The 14,605-nt window shown below is 71.9% G+C and carries 12 protein-coding genes; 11 read left to right on the top strand and 1 reads right to left on the bottom strand.

What is annotated here, in order from left to right; all coding sequences use genetic code 11:
• Positions 1–3: 3 nt before the first annotated feature.
• From ilvN to serA, 3 genes are all read left to right on the top strand, one after another.
• On the top strand, positions 4–528 hold the full coding sequence (ilvN, locus tag K304_RS0118175; protein WP_027764919.1) for an acetolactate synthase small subunit: 525 nt from the start codon (positions 4–6) through the stop codon (positions 526–528).
• A gap of 122 nt (positions 529–650) precedes the next feature.
• Complete coding sequence (gene ilvC, locus K304_RS0118170) at positions 651–1,649, top strand: ketol-acid reductoisomerase (protein ID WP_027764918.1); 999 nt, start codon at positions 651–653, stop codon at positions 1,647–1,649.
• Positions 1,650–2,194: 545 nt separating this feature from the next.
• Positions 2,195–3,784: a phosphoglycerate dehydrogenase gene (gene serA / locus K304_RS0118165; RefSeq protein WP_027764917.1), complete on the top strand. Its 1,590-nt coding sequence runs from the start codon at positions 2,195–2,197 to the stop codon at positions 3,782–3,784.
• 73 nt (positions 3,785–3,857) lie between these two features.
• On the opposite strand, the gene K304_RS0118160 is transcribed toward serA, so the two are convergent.
• Positions 3,858–5,192, bottom strand: coding sequence for a helix-turn-helix domain-containing protein (locus tag K304_RS0118160; RefSeq protein ID WP_027764916.1), 1,335 nt, complete (start codon positions 5,190–5,192; stop codon positions 3,858–3,860).
• 184 nt (positions 5,193–5,376) lie between these two features.
• Between K304_RS0118160 and K304_RS0118155 the strand changes: the two genes are divergently transcribed.
• From K304_RS0118155 to K304_RS29745, 8 genes are all read left to right on the top strand, one after another.
• Entirely contained in the window at positions 5,377–6,303 is a 927-nt protein-coding gene (locus tag K304_RS0118155) for a proline dehydrogenase family protein (protein WP_027764915.1), read from the top strand.
• A 114-nt stretch (positions 6,304–6,417) separates the two neighbouring features.
• Positions 6,418–8,049, top strand: a complete 1,632-nt coding sequence (gene pruA / locus K304_RS0118150; protein WP_027764914.1) for an L-glutamate gamma-semialdehyde dehydrogenase — start codon at positions 6,418–6,420, stop codon at positions 8,047–8,049.
• 73 nt (positions 8,050–8,122) lie between these two features.
• Positions 8,123–8,824: an HAD family hydrolase gene (locus tag K304_RS0118145; RefSeq protein WP_027764913.1), complete on the top strand. Its 702-nt coding sequence runs from the start codon at positions 8,123–8,125 to the stop codon at positions 8,822–8,824.
• 304 nt (positions 8,825–9,128) lie between these two features.
• On the top strand, positions 9,129–9,266 hold the full coding sequence (locus tag K304_RS32990; RefSeq protein ID WP_106965622.1) for a hypothetical protein: 138 nt from the start codon (positions 9,129–9,131) through the stop codon (positions 9,264–9,266).
• 141 nt (positions 9,267–9,407) lie between these two features.
• On the top strand, positions 9,408–10,445 hold the full coding sequence (locus tag K304_RS0118135) for a 3-isopropylmalate dehydrogenase (RefSeq protein WP_027764912.1): 1,038 nt from the start codon (positions 9,408–9,410) through the stop codon (positions 10,443–10,445).
• A gap of 239 nt (positions 10,446–10,684) precedes the next feature.
• Positions 10,685–11,791: a branched-chain amino acid aminotransferase gene (locus K304_RS0118130; protein WP_027764911.1), complete on the top strand. Its 1,107-nt coding sequence runs from the start codon at positions 10,685–10,687 to the stop codon at positions 11,789–11,791.
• Between the two features lie 402 nt (positions 11,792–12,193).
• Positions 12,194–13,837: a citramalate synthase gene (gene cimA, locus K304_RS29750; RefSeq protein WP_051308590.1), complete on the top strand. Its 1,644-nt coding sequence runs from the start codon at positions 12,194–12,196 to the stop codon at positions 13,835–13,837.
• 245 nt (positions 13,838–14,082) lie between these two features.
• The coding region (locus K304_RS29745; RefSeq protein WP_486591718.1) for a carboxyl transferase domain-containing protein at positions 14,083–14,605 on the top strand (523 nt) is incomplete at its 3' end.

Below are 14,605 nucleotides of genomic sequence, written 5' to 3'. Positions count from 1 at the left end.
GCGATGTCCAAGCACACCCTGTCCGTCCTGGTGGAGAACACGCCCGGCATCCTCGCCCGGATCGCCTCGCTGTTCTCCCGCCGCGGCTTCAACATCGACTCCCTCGCCGTCGGCGTCACCGAACACCCCGACATCTCGCGCATCACCATCGTGGTGAACGTCGAGGACCTGCCGCTGGAGCAGGTGACCAAGCAGCTCAACAAGCTCGTCAACGTGCTGAAGATCGTCGAGCTGGAGCCCGGCGGCGCCATCCAGCGCGAACTCGTTCTGGTGAAGGTGCGGGCCGACAACGAGACCCGTTCGCAGATCGTCGAGATCGTGCAGCTGTTCCGAGCCAAGACCGTCGACGTCTCCCCGGAGGCCGTCACCATCGAGGCCACCGGCGGCAGCGACAAGCTCGAGGCGATGCTGCGGATGCTGGAGCCGTACGGCATCAAGGAACTCGTGCAGTCCGGGACCATCGCCATAGGGCGCGGCGCCCGCTCCATCACCGACCGCTCGCTGCGCGCACTCGAACGCAGCGCCTGACCCCGGACCGGGCGCCCCGCCCGCAGCGCCCCGTCCACGCTGCGGGCGGCCGCGCCCGTCGACCGCCGCCCCGCCGTACGGTGAGGCGGCACCCACCAGGAAGAAACAAGGAGAGACCCCAAGTGGCCGAGCTGTTCTACGACGCCGACGCCGACCTGTCCATCATCCAGAACCGCAAGGTCGCCGTGCTCGGTTACGGCAGCCAGGGGCACGCCCACGCGCTGTCGCTGCGCGACTCGGGCGTGGACGTCCGCGTGGGCCTGCACGAGGGCTCGAAGTCCCGGGCCAGGGCCGAGGAGCAGGGCCTGAAGGTGACCACGCCGGCCGAGGCCGCGAAGGAAGCCGACGTCATCATGGTCCTCGTGCCGGACCCGGTCCAGGCCAAGGTCTACGAGGAGTCCGTCGCTCCCCATCTCAAGGAGGGCGACGCGCTCTTCTTCGGCCACGGCTTCAACATCCGCTTCGGCTTCATCAAGCCCCCGGCCGGCGTGGACGTCTGCATGGTCGCCCCGAAGGGCCCCGGCCACCTCGTCCGCCGCCAGTACGAGGAGGGCCGCGGCGTTCCGTGCATCGCGGCCGTCGAGCAGGACGCCACCGGCAAGGCGTTCGAGCTGGCGCTCTCCTACGCCAAGGGCATCGGCGGCACCCGCGCCGGCGTCATCAAGACCACCTTCACCGAGGAGACCGAGACCGACCTCTTCGGTGAACAGGCCGTGCTCTGCGGCGGCGCCTCGGCGCTGGTCAAGGCCGGATTCGAGACGCTGGTCGAGGCCGGTTACCAGCCGGAGATCGCGTACTTCGAGTGCCTGCACGAGCTGAAGCTCATCGTGGACCTCATGTACGAGGGCGGCCTGGAGAAGATGCGCTGGTCCGTCTCCGAGACCGCAGAGTGGGGCGACTACGTCACCGGCCCGCGCATCATCAACGACCAGACCAAGGCGGAGATGAAGAAGGTCCTCACCGACATCCAGGACGGCTCCTTCGCCAACAACTGGATGAAGGAGTACAACGCGGGCCTGCCGAAGTACAACGAGTACAAGAAGGCCGACGGCGACCACCTGCTGGAGACCACCGGCCGCAAGCTGCGCAAGCTCATGAGCTGGGTCGACGACGAGGCCTGACGGCCTCCGGCCCGCCGGCCGAGGGCGCACCGGGGCACACCGCTCCGGTGCGCCCCGCCGCGGTGCACCGCCTCGGCGGGGCGGTCGTGGGCCGTCGCGGCGGGGCCTTCGGGACGGCGGTTCCGGAGGACGGGCCGCGGAGCGCGAGCGTCCGCTCTCCCGTGTGCCTGCCCGAGGCGCGGGCGGCCCCGGCTCCCGCCGCCGGGTCCGCCCCGGTGCCTCGTCTCCCGGCAGGGGCCCGAGGGCGGTCACCTCGTCCGCCCCGCCGTCGGGAGGGTGCATCCGCCCGCCGGCCCCCCGCCGTCGCGGGTGCCCGGACACCGCCCGACCGGGGCGGAGCCCCGGGGTCGCACGCGCGGGTGATCTTCGGCCGGAGGAGCGGCACAAGCCGCCCCGCCGCCGCTACACTGCGAAGCAGAAACGCGTCACAGGCTCACAGCGTCGTGTGTCTTACGCGGCTGCCAACCCTCCACCGCCTTCGGCCGTCGGGATCGGCCGTCTGCGAGGACATCGTCCGCAGAGGACAAGTGAGGACTGAGACCCCTGTGAGCAAGCCCGTAGTACTCATCGCCGAAGAGCTCTCCCCGGCCACCGTCGACGCGCTCGGACCGGACTTCGAGATCCGTCACTGCGACGGCGCGAACCGCGCCGAACTCCTCCCCGCGATCGCCGACGTCGACGCCGTCCTCGTCCGCAGCGCGACCAAGGTCGACGCCGAGGCCGTCGCCGCCGCGAAGCGGCTGAAGGTCGTCGCCCGCGCTGGCGTCGGCCTGGACAACGTGGACGTCTCCGCGGCCACCAAGGCCGGCGTGATGGTGGTCAACGCCCCCACGTCCAACATCGTCACCGCCGCCGAGCTGGCCTGCGGCCTGCTGGTGGCGACGGCGCGCAACATCCCGCAGGCGAACACCGCGCTGAAGAACGGCGAGTGGAAGCGCAGCAAGTACACCGGCGTCGAGCTGAGCGAGAAGACCCTGGGTGTGGTCGGCCTCGGCCGCATCGGCGTGCTGGTGGCGCAGCGCATGTCCGCGTTCGGCATGAAGATCGTGGCCTTCGACCCGTACGTGCAGCCCGCCCGGGCCGCGCAGATGGGCGTCAAGCTCGTCACCCTGGACGAACTGCTGGCGGTGTCGGACTTCATCACCGTGCACCTGCCCAAGACCCCGGAGACGCTCGGCCTGATCGGCGACGAGGCGCTGCGCAAGGTCAAGCCGGAGGTCCGGATCGTCAACGCCGCGCGCGGCGGCATCGTCGACGAGGACGCTCTGTTCGCCGCCCTCAAGGAGGGCCGCGTCGCCGGCGCCGGACTCGACGTGTACACCAGCGAGCCGTGCACCGACTCCCCGCTGTTCGCGTTCGACCAGGTCGTCTGCACCCCGCACCTCGGCGCCTCCACCGGCGAGGCGCAGGAGAAGGCCGGCATCTCGGTCGCCAAGTCCGTGCGTCTGGCGCTCGCCGGTGAACTCGTGCCGGACGCGGTGAACGTCCAGGGCGGCGTCATCGCCGAGGACGTGCGCCCGGGGCTGCCGCTCGCCGAGAAGCTGGGCCGCATCTTCACGGCGCTGGCCGGCGAGGTCGCCCACCGGCTCGACGTCGAGGTCTACGGCGAGATCACCCAGCACGACGTGAAGGTGCTGGAGCTCTCCGCCCTCAAGGGCGTCTTCGAGGACGTGGTCGACGAGACGGTCAGCTACGTCAACGCGCCGCTGTTCGCGCAGGAGCGCGGCGTGGAGGTGCGGCTGACCACCTCCTCCGAGTCCCCGGAGCACCGGAACGTGGTGGTCGTGCGCGGCACCCTCGGCAGCGGGGAGGAGATCTCCGTCTCCGGCACGCTGTCGGGCCCCAAGCACCTGCAGAAGATCGTCGCCGTCGGCGAGCACGACATCGACCTGGCCCTCGCCGACCACATGGCCTTCCTGCGCTACGGCGACCGCCCCGGCGTCGTCGGCACGGTCGGCCGTGCCCTGGGCGAGGCGGGCCTGAACATCGCGGGGATGCAGGTGTCCCGGTCGGCGGCCGGCGGCGAGGCGCTCGTCGCGCTCACCGTGGACGACACCGTTCCGGCGTCGGTGCTGGCGGAGATCGCCGAGGAGATCGGCGCCACGTCCGCCCGCACCGTCAACCTGGAGGACTGACCGCGCGGTTCCGCGCCTGACGAGGGGCCGGCGTGAGCGCGTCGGCCCCCCGTCCGGTTTCCGGAGGTCCGCCTCAGGACAGCCGGGCCGCCTTCAGCGCGACGTGCAGCAGCAGCCGGTCCGCGCCGTCGTCGAGATCCAGCCCGGTCAGCCGCTCCACCCGCCCCAGCCGGTAGTACAGCGTCTGCCGGTGGATGCCCAGGTCCGCCGCCGTCCGGCCGGCCTGACCGGCCCGGTCGAGGAACGCCTCGGCCGTGCGCGCCATCTCGCGGTGCGCCGGCTCCAGGAGTTCCCGCACCGAGGGGTCCCGTGCCGTGTCCGCGGGGAGCCGTCCGAGCAGGCGGTACGGCCCGATGTCCGCCCATTCGGCGACGGAGCCGAATCGCTCCGGCTCGGCCGCCGCCGCCCGTGCGGCGACCAGCGCCTCTCGCCACGCGGTGGGAGCCGCTGCGGCCAACTCGCCCCGCACCGCACCGATTCCGGCGGCCTGACGGGACGGGCCCGGCGCGCGCTCCGGGGCCGCCGGGCGCGCGGCCGGGCCCACGTCGTCCGAGGGCGGGAGACCCAGCAGGCGCCGCCCGACCGCGTGCGCCGGTGTGAGTACGGCGGCGGCACGCAGACGGGTCAGCACGGCCAGCGCGCCCCCGGCCTCGGCCGCGCCCGTCGCCCCGGCCCCGGACCCGCCCGCGGTGCCGCTCGGCCCGTCACCCGTCCGGGCGCCACCGGCGCCGGGCACCAGGCAGTGGGCCGCCACTCCGGGCCACTGCCTGGTGCCCGCCGCCGGTCCGCCGCCCGGCGAGGTGAGGGTTCCCGTGTCCGGGGCCGTGTCCGACGCCTCCCACGGGGACACCGCCACCACCGCCAGCGGCCCTTCCAGCGTGGCGCCCAGCGTGGTCCGCAGCTCCTCGGCCGCCTCCGCCCGCCCGGCAGCCGGGCCGGTGAGCAGCTCGCGCAGCAGTGCGCCCGCGTGGGCGCCCTGCTGCGCCTCGGCAGCCAGCAGCGCGCCGATCCGGGTCGCCGTCTGCTGGGCCCGGGCCACCCTCGGGTCGCGCAGGTCGAGCGCGCCGTCGTCCAGCAGCCAGACGTAGCCGTAGACCACGCCGCCGTGCCGCACGGGCAGGCAGAGCCGCCCGGTCCGCACCCCGGCCGCCGGGTCCGGCGGAATGCGTACCGGTTCCCGCGCCCGGGTGATGCCGAAGCTCTCGAACCACTTCCGTACCGCCGCCGTGGAACGCCGCTGGAGGATGGTCCGGGTGCGGACCTGGTCCAGGTCCGCGTCCGGACCGCGCTCCTCGTCGCCCTCGTGGGCGGCGAAGGCGATCAGGGTGAAGTCGCGGTCCTCCAGCGTCGCCGGGGTCCCGAGGGAGGCGGAGACGTCGTCGACCAGCGTCTGGTAGTCCTCGCGCATCCGGCCCCGCCTCCTGTCCCGTCCCCCGCGTGCTCCTCCGCTCATTCTCATACATCTGTCTGAGATCCGGGACACGGATACGTGACAGCTGTCGATGGCCCGGTACCGGAGCGATCCTTGACGATGCACGGTGGGCGGCTCACCCCTGTCGTCCGAGGAAACACCGTGAAAAGTGGAGGTGCCCGTGCTGGGTCCCGTGCTTCTCGCCGCCGCACGCAGCGACGCCATCCGTCGCGCGGTCTCGGCCGCGCCCGTCACCCGGCCGGTCGTCGACCGTTTCGTCGCGGGGGAGCTGCTCGACCAGTCGCTGGCCGCCGTGCGCGACCTCGCGGACCGCGGCCTGGAGGTGACCCTCGACCACCTCGGCGAGGACATCACGGACCGCTCGGAGGCCGTGCGCAACCGCGACGCCTACCTCGCCCTGGCAGAGGCCCTGGCCGGCGAGGGGCTGGGGGAGCGGGCCGAGATGTCCGTGAAGCTCTCCGCCTTCGGCCAGGCGCTGCCCGGCGGCGAGGACATCGCCTACGGCAACGTGCTCCCGGTCGTCGAGGCCGCCGCGGAGGCCGGCACCACGGTCACCCTCGACATGGAGGACCACACCACGGTCGACTCGACCCTCCGCATCCTCTCCGAGCTGCGCGGGCGCTTTCCGCAGACGGGCGCCGTCGTGCAGAGCTACCTCTTCCGCACCGAGGAGGACTGCCACGCGCTCGCCGGGGAAGGCTCCCGGGTGCGACTGGTGAAGGGCGCCTACAAGGAGCCCGCCGAGGTCGCCCACCAGGACAAGCGCGAGGTCGACCGGGCGTACGTCCGCTGCCTGAAGATCCTCATGGCGGGCAAGGGCTATCCGATGATCGGCTCGCACGACCCGCGGATGGTCGCCATCACGCAGGAGCTGGCGCGCACCACGGGCCGCAAGATCGACAGCTACGAGTTCCAGATGCTCTACGGCATCCGCGAGGCGGAACAGGAGCGGCTGGCCGCGGCCGGTCACCGCATGCGCGTCTACGTGCCCTACGGCACCGACTGGTACGGCTACTTCATGCGGCGCCTCGCGGAGCGCCCGGCGAATCTCGCCTTCTTCCTCCGGAGCCTCATCAGCCGCCGCTAGCGGCGGCTCGCCCCGGCGAGGGGCCGTTAGCCTCGAAGCGGGGCCGTCACCCCGGCCCCCTCCGCACCGACTTTGCCTTCAGACAACCTCGAACCGCGAAGGAGCACGCGACCCATGGACGCCGTGACCCACGTCCCCGCCCCGTACAACGAGCCGGTGCACACCTACGCACCCGGCAGCGCCGAGCGGGCCCGGCTGGAGAAGAAGCTCAAGGAGCTCTCCGAGAACCCGATCGACCTCCCCATGACCATCGCCGGGGAGAAGCGGATGGGCGGCGGCGAGCGCTTCGACGTCGTGCAGCCGCACGACCACAAGGCGGTCATCGGCACCTACGCCAACGCCACCCGCCAGGACGCCCAGGAGGCGATCGACGCCGCCCTGGCCGCCGCCCCGGCCTGGCGCGCGATGTCCTTCGACGACCGCGCGGCCATCCTGCTGAAGGCCGCCGACCTGCTGGCCGGCCCGTGGCGCGAGACCATCGCCGCCTCCACCATGCTGGGCCAGTCCAAGACCGCCCAGCAGGCCGAGATCGACGCCCCCTGCGAGCTGATCGACTTCTGGCGCTTCAACGTGCACTTCGCGCGCGAGCTGCTGACCGAGCAGCCCCCGATGCAGCCGCACGGCGTCTGGAACCGGCTGGACCACCGTCCGCTGGAGGGCTTCGTCTACGCCATCACGCCGTTCAACTTCACCGCCATCGCGGGCAACCTGCCGACCGCGCCGGCGCTGATGGGCAACGTCGTGGTCTGGAAGTCGTCGCCCACGCAGACGCACTCCGCCATCCTGCTCATGGAGCTGCTGGAGGAGGCGGGCATGCCCAAGGGCGTGATCAACCTCGTCACCGGCGACGGCAAGGAGGTCTCCGAGGTCGCGCTGCCGCACCCCGACCTGGCCGGCGTCCACTTCACCGGCTCCACCGCCACCTTCCAGTACCTGTGGAAGTCGGTCGGCGAGAACATCGAGAAGTACCGCTCGTACCCGCGCCTCGTCGGCGAGACCGGCGGCAAGGACTTCATCGTCGCCCACCCCAGCGTGGACCGCGCCGTGCTGAAGACCGCCATGATCCGCGGTGCGTTCGAGTACCAGGGCCAGAAGTGCTCGGCCGCGTCCCGTGCCTACATCCCGCGCTCGGTGTGGGAGGGCGGCTTCAAGGACCAGCTCGTCGCCGAGACCGAGGGCCTGACCATGGGCGACGTCAGCGACCTGTCGAACTTCGTCGGCGCCGTCATCGACGACCGCGCGTTCGCCAAGAACAAGGCCGCGATCGACCGCGCCAAGGAGGACCCGACCTGCGAGATCGTCGCGGGCGGCACCTACGACGACTCGGTCGGCTACTTCGTCCGCCCGACGGTCATCGCCTGCACCGACCCGGAGAACGAGCTCTTCTCCACGGAGTACTTCGGCCCGATCATCGGCGTCCACGTCTACGAGGACGCCGAGTGGGAGACGATGCTCGACCAGATGGAGTCCGTCTCCGCGTACGCCCTGACCGGAGCCGTGCTGGCGCAGGACCGGCAGGTGCTGGCCGAGGCGAGCGCCAAGCTGCGCTTCGCGGCCGGCAACTTCTACCTGAACGACCGTCCCACCGGTTCCATCGTCGGCCAGCAGCCGTTCGGCGGCGCCCGCGCCTCCGGCACCAACGACAAGGCGGGTTCGAAGTTCAACCTGCTGCGCTGGATGTCGCCGCGCTCCATCAAGGAGACGATGGTGGCCCCGACCGACTACCGCTACCCGCACATGGGCTGACCCCCACGGGCTCCGGCCCGTCGAAGGCCCGTGCCCCCATGGGGGCACGGGCCTTCGCGCTACCGTGGGCCGCATGCCGATCCGCGCCGTGCTCTGGGACGTCGACGACACCCTGTTCGACTACACCGGTTCCGACGCCGCCGCTGCGCTCGTCCACATCGAGGCGGAAGGGCTGCTGTCCCGGCACGCCTCGCCGGAAGCGGCGCTCGCCCGGTGGCGGACGGTGATGGAGGAGCAGTACGCCCGGTTCACCTCCGGCGAGATCGCCTTCCTCGACCACCGCCGCGAACGCGCCCGGCAGTTCCTCGGCGCACGGCTCTCCGACGAGGAGGCCGACGCCTGGTTCGGCCGCTACGTGACCCGGTACGAGGCGGCCTGGACGCTCTTCCCCGACACCGTCGCCGCACTGGACGCGCTGGCGCACAGCCACCGGCACGGCGTGCTCTCCAACTCCTCGGTGCGCAACCAGGAACGCAAGCTCACCCGCCTCGGCATCCGCGACCGGTTCGAGGTGCTCCTGTGCTCCGACCGGCTCGGCGTCGCCAAGCCGGACCCCGCCGCCTTCCTCGCCGCCTGCGCGGCCCTGGACCTGCCGCCGCACGAGGTGGCGTACGTCGGGGACCGGCTGGACCTGGACGCGGAGGCTGCCGTCGCTGCGGGGCTGACGGGCGTGTGGCTGGACCGGAAAGGCGGTACGGCCGCCGCCTTCTCGCCGCGCATCAGCGTCCTCACGGACCTGCCCGCCGTGCTGGAGACGGCGTCGCCGTCGCCCTGACACCTCGTCGGCCCTCCTCCGGTCACGGAGAGAAACCGCAGGTCGGAGCCTTCGGCGTCTCAGATAGTAGGAAGCCAAAGTAAAAACGAGACATCGGGGCTCCGGGCTCTTACCGTGGTAGCAGCCGATACGTTTCGTCGCTCCATCAGCGACCGGCGGACGAGGCGCGGTGCCCGTACGCAGGTGACCCCTGCCGCACCGTTCGCCCCCGCCCCTTCCGGCGCGTTGCATCCGCATCTCCAGCCCCGAGGCATGCCCGCCCCGGCGCTCCGCAGAACTCGACGCCTCGCAGAAGGAGCCCCCCATGCACGAGACAGCCCGCCGCCGCACCCGCCACGCCGCCGTCCGCCGCACCCGCCGCGACAGCGATCGCCAGAATGCCGCCGCCGCGCTCCAGCGCGCCCTGGACCGCCGGGACAACGGCGGCGCCACCGGCCACTGAACCGCCGTACCCCGGGCAGGGAGCACCCGTACCGGTACCGTCCCGGCGCGCACCTGTCCCGGAGCAGAACCACACGACACGACGCGTCCGGATGCTGGACGCGTCGTGTCGGTGGATGGGACGGAGAGTAGGGTCCCCGGTATGTCTCGCAGCCTCAGCCTCGCAGTGATCCCCGGTGACGGCATCGGCCCGGAGGTCGTCGCCCAGGGCCTCAAGGTCCTCGGCGCCGTTCTTCCGCCGGACGTGAAGCTGGAGACCCGGGAGTACGACCTCGGCGCCGCCCGCTGGCACGCCACCGGCGAGACCCTGCCGGACGCGGAGCTCGAACGGCTCGCCGGGCACGACGCGATCCTGCTCGGCGCCATCGGCGACCCGACCGTGCCGTCCGGCGTGCTGGAGCGCGGCCTGCTGCTCAAGCTGCGGTTCGCCTTCGACCACTTCGTCAACCTCCGCCCGTCGAAGCTCTTCCCGCAGACCGCGACGCCCCTTCAGGGCCGCCCGGACATCGACTTCGTCGTCGTCCGCGAGGGCACCGAGGGCCCGTACACGGGCAACGGAGGCAGCCTGCGCACCGGAACGCCGGCCGAGGTCGCCACCGAGGTGAGCGTCAACACCGCGTACGGCGTGGAGCGCGTGGTGCGCGACGCGTACGAGCGGGCCCGCGCCAGGCCGCGCCGGAAGCTGACCCTCGTCCACAAGAACAACGTGCTGGTGCACGCGGGCCATCTGTGGAAGAACACCTTCGACCGGATCGGCCGCGAGTACCCCGAGGTCACCACCGACTACCTGCACGTCGACGCGGCGACGATCTTCTTCGTCACCGATCCCGCACGGTTCGACGTGATCGTCACCGACAACCTGTTCGGCGACATCCTCACCGACCTGGCCGCGGCCGTCACCGGCGGCATCGGCCTCGCCGCCTCCGGGAACATCAACCCCACCGGCACGTTCCCTTCGATGTTCGAGCCCGTGCACGGCTCCGCGCCCGACATCGCGGGCACCGGACAGGCCGACCCGACGGCGACGATCCTCTCCGTCGCCCTGCTGCTGCGGCACCTCGGCCACGAGACCGAGGCCGTCCGGGTCGAGGACGCCGTGACCGCCGACCTCGCCGAGCGCTCCGGACCGCGCAGCACCGACGCGTCGGGCGACGCCGTCGCCGCCCGGGTCACCGGGTAGGTCCGACCGGGTACGGAGGAGTCCGCGGACGGGCGCCCGCCGCCCGTCCGCTGGGCAAGCACGCGGCCGGGTGTCACCATGCACCCAGGACCGCCACCCCCGTCAGCCGTACGGCGGCCCGCGCGCGATAATCGGATGCGGGACCGCGCAGGGAGGGAAGCTCGGACGTCCTACTACTCCCGGGAACAGGGGTAACGGCGTCGCGGTCCGCCACGACACTCACCGAAGGACGCGCTCACATGACGACGACGCCCCGCATCGACTTCGACCTGAAGCCCTCAGCGCAGCCGCTGTCCGCCGCCGAGCGCGAGGCCGTGCTCGCCGATCCCGGCTTCGGCCGCCACTTCACCGACCACATGGTCACCATCCGCTGGACCGAGGGCCGCGGCTGGCACGACGCGCAGCTCCAGCCGTACGCGCCGCTGTCCATCGACCCGGCGAACGCGACGCTGCACTACGCGCAGACGATCTTCGAGGGCCTCAAGGCCTACAAGCAGGCGGACGGCTCCATCGCCAGCTTCCGCCCCGACGCCAACGCGCGCCGCTTCCAGCGCTCCGCCCGGCGCCTGGCCATGCCGGAGCTTCCGGTCGAGACCTTCGTCGAGGCCTGCGACCTGCTGGTGAAGCAGGACCGCGACTGGGTGCCGAGCGAGGGCGAGCAGTCGCTCTACCTGCGCCCCTTCCTGTTCGCCACGGAGGTGGGGCTGGGCGTCCGCCCCGCGAACGAGTACCTGTTCATCGTGATCGCCTCGCCCGCCGGCGCCTACTTCCCGCGCGGCGTGAAGCCGGTCTCGGTCTGGCTCTCCGAGGAGTACGTCAGGGCCGCCCCCGGAGGCATGGGCGAGGCCAAGACCGGCGGCAACTACGCCGCCTCCCTGGTCGCCCAGAAGGAGGCCGCCGCGCAGGGCTGCGACCAGGTGGTCTGGCTGGACGCGCTGGAGCGCCGCTACATCGAGGAGATGGGCGGCATGAACCTCTACTTCGTCTACGGCAGCGGAGCGGGCGCCCGGATCGTCACGCCCGAGCTGACCGGCACCCTGCTGCCCGGCATCACCCGTGACTCGCTGCTCCGCATCGCCGAGGACCTGGGCCACAAGACCGCCGAGGCGCGCATCTCCACCGACGACTGGCGCCGTGGCAACGAGGACGGCACCCTCACCGAGGTCTTCGCCTGCGGCACCGCCGCCGTCATCACCCCGGTCGGTCACGTGAAGTCGGCCCGCGGAGAGTGGGCCGTCGGGGACGGTGAGCCCGGCGAGGTCACCATGAAGCTGCGCGAGACGCTGCTCGCGCTCCAGACCGGCCACGCCCCCGACCCGCACGGCTGGATGCACCGGCTCGGCTGAACGACGCCACGGCGCCGGACGCGCGGTCCCACCGCGCGTCCGGCGTGCTGTTCGGCACGTTGTGCGGCACGTTGTGCGGAGTGGTGTCCGGGACGGCGTCCGGGCGATGTCCGGATGATGAGATGCGATGGTGGGCCGGACCGACCTGTGCCAGGCTCGTCGCGTGCTCTCGTTCACCATGATTATCGGTGACAGCGCGCCGGTCCGCCGTGACCGCTGACCGCATCCGACCGGATGCGTCGGCGACCACCGTGTCCCAGACCCGCGCGCAGACCTCTCGCGACCAGCGAGGGGTCTTTTCGTTTTCCGGCCCACCCCGCAGGAAGCGGAGCGCGAGGGATGATGGGGACAAGTGGAACCGTGCCTTCCGGATCGCTCATCCCGACAGGAGCCCTGACCACCATGCCGCAGGACGCCCCCAGTGACGCCGTCCCCCGGGACGCCCTCCCCGGAGACGACTTCCACGTCTTCGACACCACGCTGCGCGACGGAGCGCAGCGCGAAGGCATCAACCTGAGCGTCGCCGACAAGCTCACCATCGCCCGGCACCTGGACGAATTCGGCGTCGGCTTCATCGAGGGCGGCTGGCCGGGGGCCAACCCGCGCGACACCGAGTTCTTCCAGCGCGCCCTGGCGGAGATCGACTTCCGGCACGCGCAGCTCGTCGCGTTCGGCGCCACCCGCCGTCCGGGCGTCGCGGCGGCCGACGACCCGCAGGTCGTCGCCCTCGCCGAGTCCGGTGCTCCGGTCGTCACCCTGGTCGCCAAGTCCCACGACCGGCACGTCGAACTCGCGCTCCGCACCACGCGGGAGGAGAACCTGGCCATGGTGCGCGACACCGTCGCCCACCTCCGCGGTCTGGGCCGCCGGGTCTTCGTCGACTGCGAGCACTTCTTCGACGGCCACCGCGCCGACCCCGCGTACGCCACGCAGGTCGTGCGGGCGGCGTACGAGGCGGGCGCGGACGTCGTGGTGCTCTGCGACACGAACGGCGGCATGCTCCCCGGCGACGTCCAGGCCGTGGTCCGCGCGGTGCTCGCGGACACCGGCGCCCGCCTCGGCGTGCACGCCCAGGACGACACCGGCTGCGCCGTCGCCAACACCCTGGCCGCCGTCGACGCCGGCGCCACCCACGTGCAGTGCACGGCCAACGGGTACGGCGAGCGCGTCGGCAACGCCAACCTCTTCCCCGTGGTGGCAGCCCTGGAGCTGAAGTACGGCCGCCGGGTACTCCCGGAGGGTGCGCTCGCCGAGATGACCCGCATCTCGCACGCCGTCGCCGAGGTGGTGAACCTGACCCCGTCCACCCATCAGCCCTACGTCGGCACCTCCGCCTTCGCGCACAAGGCGGGCCTGCACGCCTCCGCCATCAAGGTCGACCCCGACCTGTACCAGCACATCGACCCCGAACAGGTCGGCAACTCCATGCGGATGCTGGTCTCCGACATGGCCGGCCGGGCCTCCGTCGAACTCAAGGGCAGGGAACTGGGGTACGACCTCGGCGGCGACCGCGACCTCGTCGGCCGGATCGTCGAACGGGTCAAGGAGAAGGAGCTGCGCGGCTACACCTACGAGGCCGCCGACGCGTCCTTCGAACTGCTGCTGCGTGACGAGGTGCACGGCGGGCCGGACCGCAGGGCCGAGCGGTTCTTCCGGCTGGAGTCGTGGCGCGCCATCGTCGAGGACCGCCCCGACGGCTCGCACGCCAACGAGGCGACGGTGCGGCTGTGGGCCAAGGGCGAACGCGTCGTCGCCACCGGAGAGGGCAACGGCCCGGTCAACGCGCTGGACCGCGCGCTGCGCGTGGGCCTGGAGCGCATCTACCCCGGACTCGCCCGGCTGGAGCTCGTCGACTACAAGGTCCGCATCCTGGAGGGCACGCACGGCACCGAGTCCACCACCCGCGTACTGATCTCCACCTCGGACGGCGCCGCCGAGTGGTCCACGGTCGGCGTCGCCGAGAACGTCATCGCGGCCTCCTGGCAGGCGCTGGAGGACGCCTACACCTACGGACTGCTGCGCGCGGGTGCGACACCGGGGGAGTAGGGTCCCGACAACGCCCGGCGGGCTCGGGCGCGTACGGGTGCGGCCAGGGAGGTGAACCCCCGCGCGCCACCCGGACGCGCACCGTCCTGTAGGGATCCCACAGCTACGGCCCCCTGTCGTGGGAGAGTTCGCTGTGTCGCGTGGCGGGAAGCGCCAGGTTCTGTTCGTGGCGGCCATTTATCCGGCGCGGAGACTGTACGAATCTGACGACGGCGCGACGCGGGGTCGTTTCGTAGGGTCTGCACATGACCGATTTGCCTCAGGACTCCCGCGGCCGAGTGGCCGAGCTGCACGCGATCCGTGACGAGGCCCTTGGGGGGCCGAGTGAGCGGGCGACGGAGGCGCAGCATGCGAAGGGCAAGCTGACGGCTCGGGAGCGGATCGATCTGCTGATGGATGCGGGGTCGTTCCGTGAGGTGGAGACGTTGCGGCGGCATCGTGCGTCGGGGTTCGGGCTGGAGGCGAAGCGGCCGTACACCGATGGTGTGGTGACGGGGTGGGGTGAGGTCGAGGGGCGGACGGTGTTCGTGTACGCCCACGATTTCCGGATCTTCGGTGGTGCGCTGGGGGAGGCGCATGCGGCGAAGATTCACAAGATCATGGATATGGCGATTGCGGCGGGTGCGCCGTTGGTGTCGTTGAACGACGGTGCGGGGGCGCGGATTCAGGAGGGTGTTTCGGCGCTGGCGGGGTATGGGGGGATTTTTCAGCGGAACACGCGGGCGTCGGGGGTGATTCCGCAGATCAGTGTGATGCTGGGGCCGTGTG

The organism is Streptomyces sp. CNS606 (assembly GCF_000426325.1).
Note: the sequence above shows the minus strand (reverse complement) of the source record. Positions and strands in the feature narration are given on the sequence as shown.